The organism is Rahnella sp. ATs2 (genome assembly GCF_051851855.1).
Lineage (GTDB): Bacteria > Pseudomonadota > Gammaproteobacteria > Enterobacterales > Enterobacteriaceae > Rahnella > Rahnella variigena.
Genome location: NZ_JBLYPL010000008.1, coordinates 231,821 through 251,170, shown reverse-complemented (window position 1 = coordinate 251,170; position 19,350 = coordinate 231,821). Strand labels below are relative to the sequence as shown.

General features: G+C 52.6%; 13 protein-coding genes. 9 read left to right on the top strand and 4 right to left on the bottom strand.

Features of this window, described 5'->3' with window-relative positions; all coding sequences use genetic code 11:
- Window positions 1–182 precede the first annotated feature (182 nt).
- The 9 genes from ACJY2G_RS10860 (at window position 183) to ACJY2G_RS10820 (ending at window position 14,583) form a co-directional block, all read left to right on the top strand.
- Window positions 183–1,655: a hypothetical protein gene (locus tag ACJY2G_RS10860; RefSeq protein ID WP_439291715.1), complete on the top strand. Its 1,473-nt coding sequence runs from the start codon at window positions 183–185 to the stop codon at window positions 1,653–1,655.
- Window positions 1,615–3,408: a hypothetical protein gene (locus ACJY2G_RS10855; RefSeq protein WP_439291714.1), complete on the top strand. Its 1,794-nt coding sequence runs from the start codon at window positions 1,615–1,617 to the stop codon at window positions 3,406–3,408. The genes ACJY2G_RS10860 and ACJY2G_RS10855 overlap by 41 nt, the downstream gene beginning before the upstream one ends.
- The gene (locus tag ACJY2G_RS10850) at window positions 3,405–4,844 is read left to right on the top strand and encodes a hypothetical protein (protein ID WP_430319676.1); all 1,440 of its coding nucleotides are present in this window, start codon (window positions 3,405–3,407) and stop codon (window positions 4,842–4,844) included. The genes ACJY2G_RS10855 and ACJY2G_RS10850 overlap by 4 nt, the downstream gene beginning before the upstream one ends.
- A 21-nt stretch (window positions 4,845–4,865) precedes the next feature.
- Window positions 4,866–7,016, top strand: coding sequence for a hypothetical protein (locus tag ACJY2G_RS10845; RefSeq protein WP_439291713.1), 2,151 nt, complete (start codon window positions 4,866–4,868; stop codon window positions 7,014–7,016).
- A 67-nt stretch (window positions 7,017–7,083) separates the two neighbouring features.
- Entirely contained in the window at window positions 7,084–8,919 is a 1,836-nt protein-coding gene (locus tag ACJY2G_RS10840) for a hypothetical protein (protein ID WP_439291712.1), read from the top strand.
- Window positions 8,920–8,928: 9 nt separating this feature from the next.
- Window positions 8,929–10,590, top strand: a complete 1,662-nt coding sequence (locus tag ACJY2G_RS10835) for a hypothetical protein (protein WP_439291711.1) — start codon at window positions 8,929–8,931, stop codon at window positions 10,588–10,590.
- 10 nt (window positions 10,591–10,600) lie between these two features.
- Window positions 10,601–12,523 (top strand): hypothetical protein, encoded by a 1,923-nt coding sequence (locus tag ACJY2G_RS10830; RefSeq protein WP_439291710.1) that lies wholly within the window; start codon window positions 10,601–10,603, stop codon window positions 12,521–12,523.
- Window positions 12,507–13,928: a hypothetical protein gene (locus ACJY2G_RS10825; RefSeq protein ID WP_439291709.1), complete on the top strand. Its 1,422-nt coding sequence runs from the start codon at window positions 12,507–12,509 to the stop codon at window positions 13,926–13,928. Before ACJY2G_RS10830 ends, ACJY2G_RS10825 begins: the two co-directional genes overlap by 17 nt.
- A gap of 241 nt (window positions 13,929–14,169) precedes the next feature.
- The gene (locus tag ACJY2G_RS10820; RefSeq protein WP_120163457.1) at window positions 14,170–14,583 is read left to right on the top strand and encodes a hypothetical protein; all 414 of its coding nucleotides are present in this window, start codon (window positions 14,170–14,172) and stop codon (window positions 14,581–14,583) included.
- 62 nt (window positions 14,584–14,645) lie between these two features.
- Here the strand turns inward: ACJY2G_RS10820 and ACJY2G_RS10815 are convergent, their stop codons facing one another.
- The 4 genes from ACJY2G_RS10815 to ACJY2G_RS10800 form a co-directional block, all read right to left on the bottom strand.
- The gene (locus tag ACJY2G_RS10815) at window positions 14,646–15,617 is read right to left on the bottom strand and encodes a chemotaxis protein (RefSeq protein ID WP_120163458.1); all 972 of its coding nucleotides are present in this window, start codon (window positions 15,615–15,617) and stop codon (window positions 14,646–14,648) included.
- Window positions 15,618–15,814: 197 nt separating this feature from the next.
- Window positions 15,815–16,792 carry an acrylyl-CoA reductase (NADPH) gene (acuI, locus tag ACJY2G_RS10810; protein WP_430319681.1) on the bottom strand — a complete coding sequence of 326 codons (978 nt, stop codon included), beginning with the start codon at window positions 16,790–16,792 and terminating at the stop codon, window positions 15,815–15,817.
- Window positions 16,793–16,946: 154 nt separating this feature from the next.
- Window positions 16,947–18,302: an LLM class flavin-dependent oxidoreductase gene (locus ACJY2G_RS10805; protein WP_439291708.1), complete on the bottom strand. Its 1,356-nt coding sequence runs from the start codon at window positions 18,300–18,302 to the stop codon at window positions 16,947–16,949.
- 9 nt (window positions 18,303–18,311) lie between these two features.
- Window positions 18,312–19,298 carry an MsnO8 family LLM class oxidoreductase gene (locus ACJY2G_RS10800; protein ID WP_439291707.1) on the bottom strand — a complete coding sequence of 329 codons (987 nt, stop codon included), beginning with the start codon at window positions 19,296–19,298 and terminating at the stop codon, window positions 18,312–18,314.
- Window positions 19,299–19,350 lie beyond the last annotated feature (52 nt).

The following is a 19,350-nucleotide window of genomic DNA, read 5'->3' as shown; positions in this document are numbered from 1 at the left end:
ATGGATCCTGATGGCATTTTTTCTCAATGCCATTTGCGCAGCCTTATGTCTGAATTTTATTGGGTGCCGATGATATGACTACACAAACTTATACAGCAGATGAAAAAAGTATTATTAAAAACGTTATCAACCAGTATGGAAATAAAGGGGTTTTTATTATTGAACCCGGCAACACTGAGTTGGTGAATTTTTATGATATCCAGCTAAAACTTTCCGGTTTGACATCGGGCCGCTCCCCCCAATTTACGCAATGCTGGCAGGAAACCAAACGACTTAAACGCAGTGCCGGCCTGCTGAGCCAGGCAGCCACTGACACCGTCAGGCCGGTATACAGCATTGTGCGCGTTGATACTGTGGACGGTAAAAACTACCGTACCGATGCCGTTGGCTCACTCCCCGTTTCTGCCACCAATGTGACACAAACGCTGGGATTATTTGACGGCGAGGCCAGCAATACCGGTGCGGTGAAATATACCCAGAACTTCGTTAACGCGTCAGACTGCGTGATCAGCGCAGACGGCGTATATCCGGGTGTGGCCGGTTCCCCGGTGACGGTAATTTATACTTTCGCGCAAACCATTAATAATCAGACTTTTTACGGCGCGGAAATCATTACTACCCAGAGTTACCCGAAAGAAATATTCAATGACTCCCCGCGAACGATTAAAAATCCCAACGAAATTAAAATCTGCTTAACGCGCGACGAGCCTGACTGCGATTACCGGCAAACCAGTTCATGGGACGGCATCGTCAGCGTCCCGATTAAAGGCTACATCACCTACGGCGGGGATATCGATGTCAGCGGCGGCAAGCCGGTCAACGGAATGAGCAGTATTTATCTGATACGCACCCGTGCAGGCGGTGACCCGATCCTGCCCTACGCAGGCTTTGATTTCTTCGATGCTAAAAACTCTTCCGTTGCCGGTAACAAAATCAACTGGGATCTAAACTGGTTAAAGTTTAATAAGGTCAACTTTGATTCCGGCGAAATGGTTTATTATGTTTTCAAGCTCATTCTTAATGTTTCAGGAAAAAGCATCGCGGCATTTATCACCAACGCGCCCAAAAACATTGTTCCCGGCCAACTATTTTTAAATACCGTGACTATTAAGCCGATGAAAATCGTTTACGGCTGCCTGCACGAAAACACCAAAATAATGATGCATGACGGCAGTGAGAAAGTGATCTCAGCGATCAGGACCGGCGACAGCGTCAGAACAATAAATAACGGGTCGCTGAGGGTAGAAAACATCACCACCGGTCAGGAACAGCATTGTATTAAAATCTCTGCTCGGGATCGGAATAATAATACACTCAACGTTATTACCAGTCCCGGCCATCCATTTATCACGCCTGCGGGCATTGTTATTGCCCGTGAACTGACATTAGCGGATAAACTCTTTACCGCTCAGGGTGAAGCAGAAATAACAGATATTCAACCGCAAAGTGATGAAGCGACGGTATATAACCTGCAACTGTCGGCTGAAAAGACAGATGAAAATACCCTTTATGCCAATCAAATTTTAGTCGGTGATATCCAGATGCAAAGATTGCATGAAGATAAATATCATCAGCAACCCGTGAATATCCTGAGCCAGCTCCCCGAAGAATGGCATGAAGATTATCAAAACCATCTCAACGCAACGGGTGAGTAATATCATGTATCAGGGATATCCGGACTTTCAAAATATGATAACGACCGCCACGCAGCGATTTATCGGCAGTTATCTGCAGAATGATGCTTATTACCTTTATCCTGAATCTCTCGGTATTCAGGCGGCTGACCCGTTGCCCTTCTCTCTGGATATTGTCCGCAGCAGCAGTGCAGACAGTATTTATGGCTGGCTGAATTTCACCACTGAACTTCAGTATGCCAGCGGAGAAAGCCTGGCAGAATTTAAGCAACAGCACCCGGATAAAGCGGTGAATATTCTGCCACTGGTCGCGGGCAGCCTGGGGTTTGACGTGCCGGTTGAATATCACAGTGCCCTGCGGGAACAGAGCTTTGATGCGACCTGGTATTCGGCACAATACATCCAGTTTATTATTTTGCTGAATTCAGACAGTACTCAGCTGATCGAAAATACCCTGCTGGATAAAACGGTCGGATTTAATGCGCGGGTGGACGGCTTTGTTCAGGGCGTGTCTCCGCGACTGCCTTATTCCGTCGAATTTGATCCCCATGCGCTGATGCTGACGTTAACCCGCGATGTGCCGGGCAAACCCACGGCTGACGGCAGTCAGGTCGAGTTCAGCTACGACCAGCTGACCCAATATCTGTACCAGAATATCCGCCTGCTGCCGCTGACTGTCAGCCCCGCGCTGCCAGATAACGATCCCGCCGCGATCCGTCTTTTCTGTCAGGCATTCCTTGACCGGCTATACGAGCAAACCGGTTCACCCTGTGCGGGTCCGGCGAATAACAATACGGCCATGATCTGCCTGCAAGCCCAGCCGCAAAGCGGGCGGGTGATATTCAACCTTGATACCGAAATGCTTGCCCTGCGTCCGTTATCCTTTTTGCTCGATCCCTTTGCCGCTGCGCAACAAATCGCAAAAACTGCGCCGGATACCATTATCCACCGTTCCACCACGCCACCATTACCGGAAGGCAAACGGGCGATCGACGTTTTCTATACCGCCCCGACCGGGCTGGACAGCAGTGTCTCTGTGGATATTCAGCTCACCTTACCGGCGGGTGATATTTATCGGCAGAAACAGACCCAGACCCAGATACTGACGCCGGATCAGAGCCGTTTGTCGTTTAGCTTTTTTACCAGTTCGCTGGCTGCGAGCCCCTTTTTCTACCAAATCCGCGTTAACTATTCGCAGGGAGGAAAATGGCACCGGCGGGAGAGTGATGCACTGCCCTGCAATGACGCTTTCCTGGTGCTCGATCCCGCTGCATTGCCGTGTCAGTTTTTGACTATCAGCCTCGATGAAGGCTTTGCCCTGCAAAGTACGCTTCACGGAACCTGTCATTCTGACGGCTGGTCGCAAGACTTCGCGTTAACCGCAAAAACGCCCGTTTTCAGCTATCCGGTTATCGGCAATACCTTTGCCGACGTGGAAGCCCGCGAGTTATCAGGATCCGGCGTGGTCCCGCTACCCGCGCCGGTGACGCTAACCACCACTATCGGAGCCTACAGTTTCCCGCAGTTCGGAGCACAACAGGCGCGGATAACGGTCAATTTGCCGGAAGGCATAATCGCGGCAACATTCGAATTTGAACCGCAAATTCCAATACACATCACGCCCCGGAGCTTCACTCATCAGCAAAACACATTCGACTACAAGTGGACGGTCACCTCTGTTTTTGCCTGCGGATATCGCTACAGAAGCGAAGGAGGCCCGTGGTCGGCTGTGGTGACCGGCGATCAGACAATTGATTATAAAGGTGAAAAATGAACACTGACGCGAACAACCCGCAACACATGTTGCAGAACTTCTTCCTGCTTGGACGGGCCTTTGCCTTTCACGACCAGACGCGGCCACCGCAGGACTACACATATGGCAGTTTTATCCCGCAGGTTGTACAGGACACGCCCGCAGGGCAAATCAGCGCACTGCATTTACTGACCAGCCCCGGCGGCGGAATGGCAACTTTTATCGCGCCGAATCAGCCCGTCGATACCGCGGCGCTGGAAGCCTATATCAGGGCGCATTTCATCCCGTCGCCGGGTGAAATAAACCTGATACAGGTCGATGTCAGCCAGCCGCTGTTTTTGCGCTTTATCCGGCAGCCTGAAACGGACAGCTATGACGTTGAGTTCGAGGAATCCCGTATGGCGCTGACCCATGCAGAAAGCGCACAACTGGAGAGTGCGATCAAAGGGGACAAAAACCGGGTGTATCTGCTGCCCCGCAGCCAGTTCAGTGTCAGCAGTCGTGCGGCGGCCAGGCTGGAAACAGACTGGGTGGCATTTTTAACACTGGCGTTCAATCAAAATGCGCGCCAGCCGGATGCTGTGGCGCTGCTGCTAAATCAGCAAATTGATGCCGGGGTGATCACCATGCCGGAGCAGTTTGATAATACCCCGTCGGAACAGACACAGGCGCTGGTGAGAAATTCGCTGGTCAATACGGCCTCCCTGCTGGTCTGTAATACGCTGCGTAATATCCATTCCGTGGATGAGATCCCCAACCACATCAGCTACGACGTCAGTTACAGCAACAGCGTGCCGCAACAATATGTTCTGGCACAACAACAGGATATCGCTGAGCTGCTGGGCAAGTTACCCGCCGGTAACATCATCAGTTTTACCCCGACGCCATTGCCTGAACCCAGCCGCCCGGACAAACCGGTGGTTACCCGCGAATGTCACGTCAGCCTCGGTTTCAACCCGTCCGGCTTCAACATCATGTCAGTTGATTTGTATTACGGGGATGAGCAGACGCCGATGCCGTGGCCCAACTTCACACCGGTCACGCTTAAAACCAAATCGGACATCAGCACAATCACGCTCAGGGTGAAATTTTCTGACTACAGCGATTACGAGACGCAGCTTCGCTGGCAGGACGATATCGCGCTTACGCCGCAGGAACTGGGTTTTTACAGCGTCCTGTTTGAAGCCGAATCCCTGAAAAAAGACTTCAAATCAATCAAAGGCACGGCCACGTATCAGCCTGCCGGTGTGGCAAAACGACAATCTTTTAACCTCGCCTTTTCCGGTCAATCGCAGTGGCAGGCCAACTGGTGGATCAACACGCATTTTGCCGGTCTGAACGGCGAAATTGAGTACAGCTGGATCGGAGATTTGAAAAATACATTGTTTCCCAAAACCTACGACTCTGGCCGCCTGAAGGCCACCGTCAGCCCCGTCAAACTGCAATACAACAAGTGATATAAACAAGAGGAACACCCTATGTTAACTACCGCTTTGCAGCAGTCGATCAAAATCCCTACTGATAAGTATCTGGGCGAAACTGAGTATGTCTGTACCTGTTACGGCGACAGCCTCGACAAGAACACGTATTACGTGGTGCCAGAAATTCCGGTATTTGTCGCCAGGGATGACAAAAGCCCCAGCTTTATGTTTTACAAGTATCGCGGCGAAGATATGCAAGGCGGTTACACCCAGTTTACCGTGATGTTGCCGCTGCCTTCCGAAGACCTGCAAATCAAAATCCGCGCGGAACTGTACGGCAATATTCAGGGCCAGCTGACGGCGAAATCGACGCTGATTGTCACCTATGTGAAAGCTGAACAGGCCTCGGTGGCGGATCCTGAAAACCAGACCAAGAAAGCGGCTATGGACACGGCGCTGAAAAATACCGGTCTGAATGCTGAGCAGGCCAGCAAGTTTGTCTCGCTGTACGACAGCAGCAAAGGCAATGATCAGTTCCTGCCGGAGTTGTTGCCGGAAGAAGCGCAAAAAATTAATCTGTTACAGCCATCGTATACCTCGGCGCAGGCCACATTAATTCTTGATGATAATGAGAAATTCTATCGTCAGATCCCGACCCCGTTATCGCCATCCGGTCTGGGCGATAACCGCACCGTATTCGGCCTGACGCTGACCGGCGAAGGCGCCACCCTGTTTGAAAATGTGCTGACCGGCACGGATAAGAACTCCAGCGTGGGCGTTCGTTTTAACTTCAATCTGGATGCCTCCCTGCCCGCCGCCAAAGTCACGGTCAGCTACGACAGCGAGATCACCAAGTCCGTCACGCAAACTATTTCTTACCATACGTGGTCGGCGGATGAGAAAAAGATTGAGCGGGAATACATCGAAAAAGGCGCGATCAAAATTGATGTCCAGGTCGGGCTGACCGCAGCAGAAATGGGCATGACACCCGATCAGTACATTAAATGGAAAGAAGGCCTGACGGCGTGGGGACAGAAGCAGGTTGAGCAAATCCTGAGCAGTCAGACCGGGCTGGACATGAGTCTGGATATGCTTAATGACGCAGGCAACTTTGGGAAATTCCAGGAAAGCCTGAGCCAGACCAAAAGCTTTACCCGCGTTTATGACGAAAACTCGGTCGTGTCGTTTGCTATTGCGCCGCAGACCCAGTTGCCGTCTATTCAGTCCATCGTGGGTGAAGACAATCTGAAAGAATATTTCAAAGAGTACGACCTTAACGATCCTTTCTATCAATACATACAGCCTGAATTCTTTGTCACCCAGGATTTGTCCACCTATAACATTGCCAATATTGTCGTGACCGCCATCTACGACAAAGACAATCAAAGCACCCTGCAGTTTAGCCCTAAAGATATGGATCCGAAAAAAACCGGCAAATGGTATATCAAGCCTGAACTGGGTCGCGCCTTTAAATACTCCTATACCGTCAATTTCAGCGGGTTACAGGCCAAGCCCTATCATTCTGGCGAGATCCAGAGCGACCGGGATCTGATTATCACCATCAATACCGCCCAATGCGGCGTAGTGTTTGCCGACATTTCCACTCTGCTCGATCCGCAGGGATGGAAAGTCTTCAGTCAGGTGGTGGTTAAAACCCAATATTCCGATCCCGATAAAGGCGTCGAACTTAAAACCAGCAGCCAGGTGATCAGCGCAAGCGTGCCACCTAAGCCTTTCATTTATCCGATCGGCACCGCCGTGGAAAAACCCATTTATTACTCCGCCGACTACTATGCCATCGATGGCGACAGCCTGACTTACATTCCCACCGGGGTTGAGACCAGTCCGCAGTTACCGGGGTACGGGCTGATACATGGCAACCAGATCCTGATCGCTAACGCCCTGCCGAAACAGCAGAAGTACACCATCATCTTCAAATATACGCAGAAGGAGGTGTCGCTGATCACCTTTGAAATGACGGTCAAATACCCGAAATGGGACTTCAGCGAAACGCAAAGCCTGGTGGTGACCGAATTTGACAGCAAGTCGCTGACCCAGTCCCTGACCTTCGATCTCATGCAGGCAGAAAGTGGTAATGAGCCGGAGATAACCTATACCTCGACCCTGTATTACGGCGATCAGGGCGAAGAGAAAACCATCGACAAGACGGTGTCGAATACCACCTCAATCGTGGTGGTGAGTTTCTGATGCTCTGAAAAACGCAGGGCAAGGAGTCTTTGCCCTGCCTTTACTTTCGCAACGCAGGATTGTCGCTATGAACAGCCAGATCGTAGTGCAAAACATTTGTTTTATCCGTGCCGACCCGGACAGCGCTCTGTATTTTTACTGCGCCGCTGCGCCGTGCATCAAAGTGACGCACGACAATCAGCCCGCCGTTCAGCTACAGATCTTCAGGAACAGCCGCGAACCGGCCACCGTTTACTATGCCACCTTGTCATTGCAGACCCTGTTGTCCAGCAGTCCGGAGGCCGCGCGCGCGGCGGCGGATGCCAGCCCGGACATCCCGCACGATGCCATTCTGTTACCGTTACAGGCGATTTCGTGCAGTGCCACGCTGGATATTCCCGGCTTTATAAGCGGGCAGACCAGCAAGACGGCGTTAAACGACCAGCAAAATTGTTATCTGCTGGCCAGATTGTCTGAGCAAACCGATATCGCCCTGCTGGCGAAGCTGATGGAAACGCCGGAAGCGACACCGGTCGCCGTCAGTTACAAAATCGATTATCTGCAACAGTTGCCCCCTGCCAGCTTTGAACTGGAGGCAAGCTGGGACAAGGTTTATGAATTCCTGCAGGAATCGTTCGGCTTCAGCCTGCTGGTTTTTTCAGTCGATATCGAGAAAACCTCGTCGCGTCTGATCAGCGAAAAAGTGGTGACCATCAAAGTCAGGGAAACCGATCCCGACGGGCATATCGCCCAGGCGGGTGCTGAACTGACGCAGATCCTGCTGAGTGAATTTTTCACCCCGGTGTTTGCCGATGTGCCTGCGCAAACCCAGCCCCGCGCGGGTTTTTACCTGCAACGGGTGTCGGTTAAAGACATTGAGCAACGTCGTTTAAGCGGCAAGCTGAGCGAAACCACAGTAGTGCAACGCTCACTTTATCCGCAGGCGTTGTTCGGTGAACTGGTCAAAGGCACCGACTATCAGCCTGGTCGGGTGATCAGCCAGAGTGATCTGCAGGATGATTTCTTTGCCAGCCGTAAGGTGCAAATCAGCTTACTGACGCCCGAACTGGACAGCAATGTTCAGCTGGTAATGGCGCGCCTGCGTTATGGCGAAAATATTCAGCAATTTACTTTTCGCAGCTGCGATGTGCAGCCAAAGCATTTCAAGGCACCGAGCATTCTCGACCCCAAAACCGGGAAAATGCTCTGGCCGGTCGGGTACGATTTTACCGTCTATTTTAATCAGCCATTCGGCGGTGTGAATTCAGTCAGCTCCGGCAATCTGTACACCGAACTGGACGATATTTACCTCGACCTGGATTCAGTCTATGCCCGCTATGATTTTCTCATCGCGGCAGCCAGCCAGTTTGACTGGAACTGGTATCAGTCCGTGCTGGTGACCCTGCGCTGTCGTCATATGCTGCTGCCTGCCTCCGTCGTCTCGAAAAGTTTTCAGATAACCGCCGGTTCGCCGCCGGTGCATTATCCGGTCACGCTGCCCAATCCCGATTTGTATCTGTTTGAGGTCATCAAGGATTACAGCAGCGCCGTCAATTCTCCTCACATACCGGCGGAGATGAATGAGCCGACCAGCCAGACTGTTTCCCTGTTCTCCAGCCTGTATCACCAGCGGGTGTTAATGCTTTCCGCCACCCTCGACTGGCAGGAGGTCGGGGAAGTGATCGTCTCGGCCAGTTATGCCTGGTCGGCAACTGACAGCAACGCCACCCTGCAACAAGTTTTTAAATTTACCGAATCCGACGCCGCCGCTCAGTGTTTTAGCGCAGATCAGCCCGACCCTGCACGACTCAGCGTCGATCTCGATATCTGGTTCATTTACCAGCCGGGACAAGGTAAAGACAAACCCGAGCACATCCAGACCACCACCGTTCAAGACAGTATCGATATCGCCAACCTCAATTAAGGAAACGCCATGTTATTACTCAGAGAAAGAACCCAAACCATCAATAACATTACCTTCTTTGCCGATGATTCTGATGACTCACAGTTCTGGTATTTACCCGGTGACATTCACATCGCGCAGAATGATAAAAAGCCGGTCTTTTCATTGATCAAGTACACCGGTGACGGCAGCGGTCAGCAAGGCGGATACATCAATTTTGAAGTGGATACGTCCATTGAAGAAGATGTGCTCGACAGCGCATTTAAAGAGTATCTCAGCAAGCTCAAGGTTAAGCCGGTGAACCCCCGCAAGGCTCAGGTTCCTTTCGATAAAGGCACGGTGAATTTCTTTGTTCTGGGCGCAGAAGGCACCAATGGCGAGCTGATCAGCGCCCAAAGTCCCAGCCTGTTTGGCAAGAACAGCGCCATCTTCAGCGCCAAACTGACACCGGAACAGGCAGTCATTCTGGAAGCCGCCTTTAATCAGGCGCAGGCACCGGCGGCGGTAGCCTACAACCTGAGTTTTACCGGCATCACGCCTGCTTTAAAGGTGGAAGTGGAAGCCAAATTTGAAAGCCTTTACAAAGAATTCGATCTTAAATTTGGCGCTAACATTCCGATCCCGGTAGAAACGCCTGCCAGTTTCTGGCTCGGTTTTGACAGCGTCATCAAGAAGTTGCAGCAGGATCAGAAACTGGTGATCAAAATCACCGAAAGTATGCCGGGTGATCAGGCGGAAAAGGAAAAGGAATGGGCGCTACAGTTCGTCAAAGAAGAGATCCTCAAAAGCTTCTTCACTGCCTCGCTCAGCCTTAACGATGACAGCAATACCCAGGCAAAATCCGCCAGTTCTTCCATTCTGGATTCTCTGATCGCCAGCGATAAGAAAGAAGACGGAGAAGAAGGCGGTAAAGGTGGCCTGTTCCCCAGCGGCTCGCTGGAGATAAAAATGGTGCGCATCGAAGAAACCAAAGCACTGAACTTTAACTACATCTCATCGAAAGCCATCAGCCAGTCAGCCGTGCCCCAAAATTTTATTGGCAGCGATATCCTGCACGCCAAAAAAGAGGCGCCCTACTTTATTGAAGTCAACGTCAACGATCCGTTCTTCCAGAAAATTGATTTCACCGTGCTGGGACCGGACGGCTTTGATGAATACGGCATTAAAGCAGCAACCTTCAAAATCGGCTACAACAAACAGGTTTACACCGCTCCGGCGTTCACCGCCGATGACGGCACCTGGAACGAACACATTTCCCGCAGCAGCAACGTCAACGAATTGTTTGATATCCAGAGTGAGTTTGTCTTCAAATCCGCCGCCACCTCCGGCTGGGAAGGAAGCAGCAGTTACCAGCCAAAATCGCAATCGGCTTCAACCTTGCTGAACCTCGATCCTGCCGCCGTGCTGACATTCAACGAAATCTCCATTTTACTCGACAAGAAGTTCTCGTGGGAAAACTGTAATCAGGTGATCGTCGAACTGACCTATCTCGACGACAAGCAGAGCAAAAAAAGCAAAAAGTACACCTTCAGCGAGGATAAAAAAGACCCGCAGACCTTCAGATACCGCTGCCTGACCGAGAAGCCCTGGCTGGTTAATTACAAGATTACGTACTTCCTGGTCGGCGGTAAAACCTCGACGCTCGAAGGCAGTGAGAACCCGGCTGGCATCGTTATTCCGGCTGTGGCGTAGGCGGCTGACGATGACCGAACTCAATACCGTACTCCCGGTGGCATGGAACGCCCTGGTGGATGCGCTTTGCAGGGCGGCGCCTCATTTGCGGGCAACGCTGGCACCGGAGATCGCCCGTTTTAGTCAGGCGCGGCTGACCTCCGGTGGCTTGTCTGCGGCATTCAATACCAGCCTGCTGGCCTATAACGGCTGCCCGCTGGAATTCACGGTCGCGACCTCAAAACCGCAGGCGCTGGCCTGTACGCTGGATCCTTTTCTGCCGCGCTTTACCGAAAACCGCCGGATGGCGGCTTTCTCCCGGCATGTGCAGCATATCGTTGCCGGTTCGCCGCAGGATAACGTTGAAGCCTGTTTTGCCGCGATGGAGGAAATACAAAGCCGCAGCACGCAGCCGTTGCGGTTTGGCTCCTGGCTGGGGCGAAAATATTCTCCTGACGGTGTGAAAACCAAGGTGTATTCGGAAGTGCATGGCGACGCATTGGATCAAGTCAGCTTGCCCGGCGCGGTGGAAAAGGTTTCTGCCGCTGCCTGCCGGCGGGCAGGTTTGTCATTACTGATGGTCGGCTATTACCCCCAGCAGGCTGATGCGCCGCGTGAGTATTATTTTCAGTGGCACAGCGCGCGCATCACCCACGCGGATATTGCCTCCGTGATGCGTTTTTTCGAATGCGGATCCCTGTTACCGGCGCTGACGTCCTTACTGGAAAAGGCACTGGCACAAACCCTGAACGGACAGACTTTTCCGCCAACCACCTACGGTTTTAGTCTGTCCTGCGGTCAGGATGGCGCGCCGGAAAGCGTGACGCTGTTTGTGATGGCCGCGAGTTTCTTTGGTGACAACTCGCGGGTATTTCCCGGCGTACAGGCGTTGCTGCGGCAAAACGATCACACCCTGCCTTTATTGCAGCAGGTGATGACCGGAGAAATTCCCGTGCAGTTCAACGTAGTGGGTTTTTCGGTGGACAGGCAACACCGCAGCGGACTCAGTTGCACCTTCAGCCCGCAGAATTCGCGTTTTAACGTCCTGCCGTTAAAACCGACCTCTTCCACCGCGCAACCCGGCAGTCCCGGTCTGAAGACGCTGCTGGCGCAACAGTGCGCCAGCGGTGCCTTTGCGTCACATGTCAGAACCCCCGACGGGCGCTGGCATCAGGACGAAAATGCGTTTGTCACGGCGCAGGTATTACGCACGCTGGCATACACCCCGCAGACGGCAGCGTGTATCGAAAAGGCGCTCGATTTTTTAACTGCCTGCGAAATCCGTCCGTCTCACTTCAGTTTCTGGCCGCCGGACGCTCATCCCCAATGGATGAAGAACCAGAAAATATGCGCCGATATTGATGACACGGCCATCATCACCGAGCTGCTTTATAAGTTTGGTCGAATCTCGCGGATGCAGGTCAGGCAAACGCTGGCGCAGATGAACGGTTATCAGGTGCGACAGGTTGATCCCCGTCTGAGGGCCGGACAGCACCAGTGGGCGGAGTGTCAGAGTTTTTATACCTGGATGCAGGATGACAACGACATCAGGCAGCTTGATTGCTGCGTTAACACTAATGCGCTGATTTTGCTGCATACGTTGGCGGACGACGGCGGTGTCATGCCGCCTGCCTGCACGCGCATTGTCAACATGCTGCGTCAGGCGGTGCAATGGAGCGGTGATGACTTCGACAGGCTCAGTTTGCTGACGCCTTATTACGCCCATCCCGGCGAATGGCACGCCACCTTGATCTACGCCAGACAAGCCGGCGTTCCGCAGCTCACGCCGGTGATCAATGCACTGGCCCGCTGGCAATTACCTGCCGGTCAGCCGGAAAGCCCGCTTTACCGCCGGCACGACGGGCGATACCTGTGGACGTCACCCAATCTGAACCACTTCAGATCGCTGGCTCAAACCGAATATGCTGAGGAAAAAGATGAATATATTTCTTAATAACCTGGTGACGCTGAACCAAATTATCCTGCAAAACGCCCGCGAACAATTTCCGGATATCAGCGAAAAGCACTTACGCTACCGGGCGGTACAGGCCGTGCAGGCAGACGATCTGGCCGCCAAAGTCTGCACAGAAGTCGTTTCAGGAGAAACACGCTACGAGATTGCCACCAGCACCGACGGCACAAGCTGGAAGATGATGCTGAATTTCACGCTGAGTCGCCAGGTACCTCAAATCCCCTACGTTGTGCTGAGCTACAGCACCTTCGGTAATCCCGAAGAGATGATCTTCGATAAAGTGCTTAAGGCCGGAACGGACAATACCTATGAGGCAGAACTGGAGCTGAATGAGTTATCACAACGTGATGCCCTGTTGCGCGCCCTGTCGGATTTTGATGCGCAGACCACGCTGGTGATTGCCATCACCACCGATCACAGCATTATCAATACCATTACCGACCCTAAAGTTTTCTACTTTGCACAAAACTACTATCCGTATATTTATCAGGGTATTCTGCCGCCGCCCGCGCGCTTGCAACTGACGCTCCTGCCGCTGGTTTATCACAACGTGGCGTACAACTATTATCAGGATTATGTCCTGAAAAGTTACCTGTACTATCTGCCCGATACCTTCGAGGTGGGGCTTGGCACTGACCTTAAACCCATGCTGTCGTTTTCTTTCTCAGCACCGGAAAACGCCACCAGCCTGGATCAGGTTACCGTGTCGCTGGATTATTTTTTACTGCCGAAGGTTAATCAGGATCGCATCGCCAATGCCAGGGACCAGTTTTTGCAAAAACAGTCAGACGGCAAACTGGTGCCGTTTGCCAACGCCGATACACTGGCGTTGCAGCTTGAACTGCCCGCAGGCAAGACGGAGGAGAAAAATGCGCTGATCAACCTGCAAAGCGGGATTGCCGATTCATTCACCCTGCCCGTCAGTCAGTTTGTGACGATCTGGGACGCGTTGTTTTCTAAATCTCAGCAAAGCCTGTTACTCAAAGGGGAAGTAGAGGTTCAGTTCACGGGATTTAATCCTGACAAACTGCCGATGAAAATTGCGTTAGACGACAAATACAAAGATAAACCGCTCGATTTTATTACCCAGTCGGCACCGGTAGATATCTCCAATACGCTGACCTTTAAAAGTGATCCGAAAGCTTACAGTTCATCCGGACCCCGACCTATCGCCCGTATGCTGGTCAATATCAGCAACCAGACCTTTGAGTTAAATGAAGCCAGTCCGGACCATGACGTCACGGTGAAAGTCCCGGTTATTGACCTCATTCTTCATCCGGATAAAAAGACGGTTTATAAATACGATTTGCAAATCCGCTACGTCGACGGCAGTAAAACGGACCTTAATAACCAAACCTCAACTTTTGAGATTATTTATGTTCCGTGAATTTATCCGATATAAACGCCGGTAAATAAAGACATTCAAAAATCCGGTTAATAACAACCTGCTCAGGAGTCATGCCTATGCGAAAAAGCTGACGTAAAACTCACGACGGTAACCCTGTTACCTAACGTTTAACGTTCAGAGAATATTCAGTTTTGTAATCTGTCTGTATCCATTTTATGAGAAATGACAATGCAGACATTCTGCATCGTCATCACAAAAACACTCTGTTATCGAGGTTCTGATGAAACACAAATATATGTTCGTTATTGCCGCAGGTATGTTGGTATCCGCACAAGGTTTTGCGAAAGTGAATGATGTGCCAAAAGGCGCGCTGGTTGTCCGTTACGGTGCCGCCAATACGGATGCGAATTACGCCACTCAGGATGGTTATCCGGGTAGATTACAAAACGTTTCAGCACTCTGTACGAAAACCGTTTCCGGCGTTGATAAGGCCAAAGTCGAAGCCTTAATTGCCACAGATCCCGGTCATCCGGTCGGCCTGAAACAGGCTGGTGGAACAAACGCATCCACACTGGTGAATAAAAATGCCACCGTCTCCACCGATCCGCTGCCAAATAGCCCTAACCACTGTCTGATCAGTAATATTGAACTGAAGAATATTAAAGGTGCATGGCAAATGTTTGCGCTGAATTAAGTCAATAATAAAAACCCCGCACAAAAAAAGGCGGGGTTTTTATAAATCAATTTTTCATAAAATCAAACGTGCGCAATCTTCTTCGCATCCAGCGCTTTATGGATCGCCGCTTCCAGCTCGTTAATTTCGAATTTAGCCACGTAGCCGTCGGCACCGACTTTGCGCACGTGATCTTCGTTGGCGCTGCCGGATAATGAGGAGTGGATGATCACCGGAATATTTTTCAGGAACTCGTCACGCTTGATATTGAGCGTCAGCGTAAAACCGTCCATTTCCGGCATTTCCAGATCGGTAAGAACGAAGGAAATTTTATCGGCGATTGGCAGCCCTTCTGCTTTGCATTCTTCCGCCAGTTTGCGGATTTTATTCCAGGCCTCGAGACCGGTCACGTGCATCTGTGCCGGGATCTCCATCATGTTCAGGCCTTTTTCCAGCATCTGACGTGCGACTTTCGAGTCTTCCGCGACAATCGCCACCGTGCCCGGTTTCAGTTTGAACGCGCTGGTTTTCTTCTTGTCCATGTCGATATTGCTGTTCGGAATGATGTCATGCAGGATCTGCTCAACGTCGAGTACCAGCGCCAGACGGGTGCTGGATTTATCGCTATCCAGACGCGCGATACTGGTGATGTTGCGGCTCTTGACGCCGGATTCGGCAGCCAGCACCTGACTCCATTCGAGACGCACGATATCGTCCACGGATTCCACAGCAAACGCCTGCGTGCTGCGGGCATATTCCGTGACCAGCAAAATGTTCAGCCCGGTTTTCGGCACGCAGCCGACCACCGCGGGCAAATCAATCACCGGGATAATTTCACCGCGAATATTCGCCATGCCCATCATCGGCGATGACATGCCTGCGGCTTTGGTCAATGCCGGCATCGGCACGATTTCGCGCAATTTAAAGACGTTGATACCAAAGAGTTCAGATTGTTCGTCTTCCGGCGAGGTTCCAAGACGGAACAGCAAAAGCTCAAACCGGTTTGATGAAGTGAGATTAGTTCTCTCATCAATTTCTTTCTGAAAATTATCCATACTTTCCCCATGCCTGTCGTTATTCGTTTTTATCGGTGTTTGCGCTGTGCGTCGTTCGGAAAATAAGGAATTCCGTTCTCTTTTTGTCTCAAGGGACGTTGTATTTATCGGCTGGTTTGAGGAAATTCTTTAGCGCGGCGGGAAAATTGAGCGGGGAAAACACCCCGGCATCGTGAAAATGCCGGGGCTGAACAGGGTTAACCGCCGATTTTCACCAGCGTTCTGCCCTGAATTTTATTATTCAGAAAATCTTCGGCATACGCCGGTGCCTGCTCCAGCGTAATCTCCGTCGCGGCCTGCTGATAGAAGCTTTCCGGCAGCGTACTCGCCAGACGTTCCCACACTGCCGCACGGTGTTCAGCGGGCACAGAAACGGAATCCACGCCCTGTAAACGCACGTTACGCAGAATAAACGGCATCACAGTGGTTGGAAGACCAAAGCCCCCCGCCAGACCGCAGGCCGCCACGCAGCCGCCGTAATTGGTTTGTGCCAGCACTTTAGCCAGCACTTTGTCACCTACAGTATCGATGGCACCGGCCCACAGCTGTTTTTCCAGCGGACGGGTTTCGGCGAAATCATCGCGGGACAGAATTTCGCTGGCACCCAGTTTGCGCAGGTAATCATGCGTGGATCCACGTCCGGTCACGGCCGTGACAGTGTAACCGAGGGTATGCAGCAGTGCCACGGCGGTACTGCCGACGCCACCGCTGGCACCGGTCACCAGCACGGTGCCGCTTTCCGGCGTCACGCCTGCGTCTTCAAGCGCCATCACGCATAACATGGCGGTGAAACCGGCGGTGCCGATGATCATTGCATTGCGTGCAGGCAGCGTTTCCGGCAGTGCGACCAGCCAGTCACCTTTGACGCAGGCCTGTTCTGCCAGTCCGCCCCAGTGGTTTTCGCCCACGCCCCAGCCGGTGAGGATCACCGCTTGTCCCGCCGAATATCGTGGATCGTTACTGCGTTTTACATGGCCGGTGAAATCAATGCCCGGCACCATCGGGAACTGGCGGATGATTTTGCCTTTGCCGGTGATCGCCAGCGCATCTTTGTAATTGAGCCCTGACCAGCTGATATCCACCAGCACGTCGCCCGCGGCCATTTCCGGCAGAGCGATGTCTTTCACTTCGGCCAGAGTGGCTTTGTCTTGTTGTTCGAGAACCAATGCTTTCATTTCATTTCCTTTATCAGTTCAAAGATTTCTTATGGTTTTGTCGAAACCTACGCCCCTTTTTTCTGTGAGACAACCCCCGCCGATCCCCTGCAAAGCAAAAAGCCCGCTCGGGGCTACCGGAGCGGGCTCACATAAAAGCATTAGTATGTTGTAACTATTTTTCGTTCACTGTCTCGCGGCGGGTTTCCTGCACGCTGTAACGGTTGATTTTAAACGGAATGTCCAGCCGCTCGCGCAGGGTTTGCGCCTCTGACGGATGCCAGTAACCCCGCGCCGCCAGCACCGGCAGAACCAGCCGGGTGATATCGTCCAGCGCTTCCGTCAGCACCGGTCCGCTGATGATAAAGCCGCTGGCACCGCCCTCTTCCACCCAGCGGATCAGGCGGTCAGCCACCTGTTCCGGCGTACCGAAGAATTCACCGCGCGGCAGCGTGGTCTGATAGGCGATTTCACGCAGCGTGAGGTTCTCTTCCCGCGCCAGTTTCTTGATGCTGTCAGTGGTCGAACGGAAGGTGTTTTGTCCTAAATCACCCAGTTCCGGGAACGGACCGTCCGGCGGATACTGGCTGAAATCATGATGGTCGAAGAAGCGCCCGAGATACGCCAGCGCGTCATCGAGCGAAAGCAGGGAAAGCAGATACTGATATTTTGCCTCGGCCTCTTCTTCGGTTTTACCGACTATCGGGCTGATGCCGGGGAAAATCCCGACCGGATGACGACCATTTTTCGCGACCTGCACCTGCAATTTCGCGGCGTATTCCTGCGCTTCTTCCAGCGTGCGGGCGTTAGTGAATACCGCATCGGCAGATTTGCCTGCCAGCGCGATACCGGCATCAGACGCACCGGCCTGGAAAATCAAAGGCTGTCCCTGTGGCGAGCGCTGAATATTCAGCGGCCCTTCCACCGAGAAGAACTGTCCCTGATGATTCAGTTTGTGCAGCTTCGCCGCATCAAAAAACACGCCGCTTTCACGGTCACGCACAAACGCGCCGTCTTCCCACGAATCCCACAACCCCTGCACCACATTGATATATTCTTCCGCAATCTGATAACGCAGCGCGTGTTCAGGATGATCTTTGCCGAAATTTTTTGCGGAACCGGCCAGCGGTGATGTCACCACATTCCAGCCCGCACGTCCCTGACTGATATTGTCGATGGACGCCAGCTGACGCGCCACGGTGAACGGGTCGCTGTAAGACGTTGAAATGGTGCCTGCCAGACCAATGCTGTGCGTGGCTGATGCCAGTGCAGAAAGCAGTGCCACCGGCTCGAAACGGTTCAGAAAGTGCGGCAGCGATTTTTCGTTGATGTGCAGACCGTCGGCGACAAACAGAAAATCAAATCCGGCGGCTTCAGCGCGCAAGGCTAAATCACGGAAGTACGGAAAATTCACACTGGCATCGGCAGGCGCTTTTTCATGTCGCCACGAATTCATATGTCCGCCCGCACCGTGCAGCATCAGACCCAGCTTTATACTTTTTGAATTGCCTGAATGACTTGAATGGCTCATGAAAACTCCTTAATGCTGGCCCGCCAGCAATTCGATGGACTTCAGACGCACCGCGGCATCTGTCAGTGGGGTGTGGATCACAAATTCATTCACGCAAAGACGGCGCTGAATATCGCGCAGTTGCTGATGGATATCGCCGGGCGTGCCGTGCAACACGCTGAGCTTCTGTTGCTCAATCTGGTAGTGCGTTGCGCCCGCCTGTTGCACAAAGGCCTCCGCCTGTTCGCGGGTGCCCACCGTGACGTGCCGGTCGCCCACCGTGACCCGAAAATTATGTTGCTCAGCCACCAGCGCTTCCGCCCGTTCGCGGGTTTCTGCTGCCAGCACCGCCAGACTGACCAGCGCCTGCCCTTGTCCGGCAGAATATTCGTGAAAGGCCAGCACGGATTCCGTCATCACCTGTTCCGAGGTATTGATAAAACCGGCGAACACAAAATTCCAGCCGAGCGATGCGGCCAGCCGCGCGCTTTCCGGGCTGGCACCCAGCAGAAATCGCTGCGGACTGACGGGCGGACGCGGCAACGCACGGGCTTCCGTGCCAGCCAGATGGTCATCAAGATGAGTCAGATAATGCGTCAGTTGCTGTAACTGCGCGGGAAATCCGGGCGCGGAATCTGCCGGTGTATGACCGCGCAGGGCTTTGGTAGAAAGCGGCAATCCGCCGGGCGCTTTGCCGATGCCGATATCTACGCGATCCGGCGCCAGCGAGGCCAGCAAATGGAAATTCTCGGCCACTTTATACGGGCTGTAATGTTGCAGCATCACGCCGCCTGAACCGATCCGCAGCCGGGATGTACGCGCCAGCAGCCAGGCAATCAGCACTTCCGGCGAGCTGCCTGCCAGCCTTTCGGTGTCGTGATGCTCAGAAACCCACAGGCGGTGATAACCCAGCGCTTCGGCTTTTTGCGCGAAAGTGAGCGTCGCTTCCAGTGCCTGCGCCGCTGTCTGCCCGTCGTTGATCGGGCTTTGATCTAATAAACTCAGTCGGTAATTCACCTGGGCATCCCTTTTATTCATTGTGACAAAAAGAGTTCCATGAAATACGACC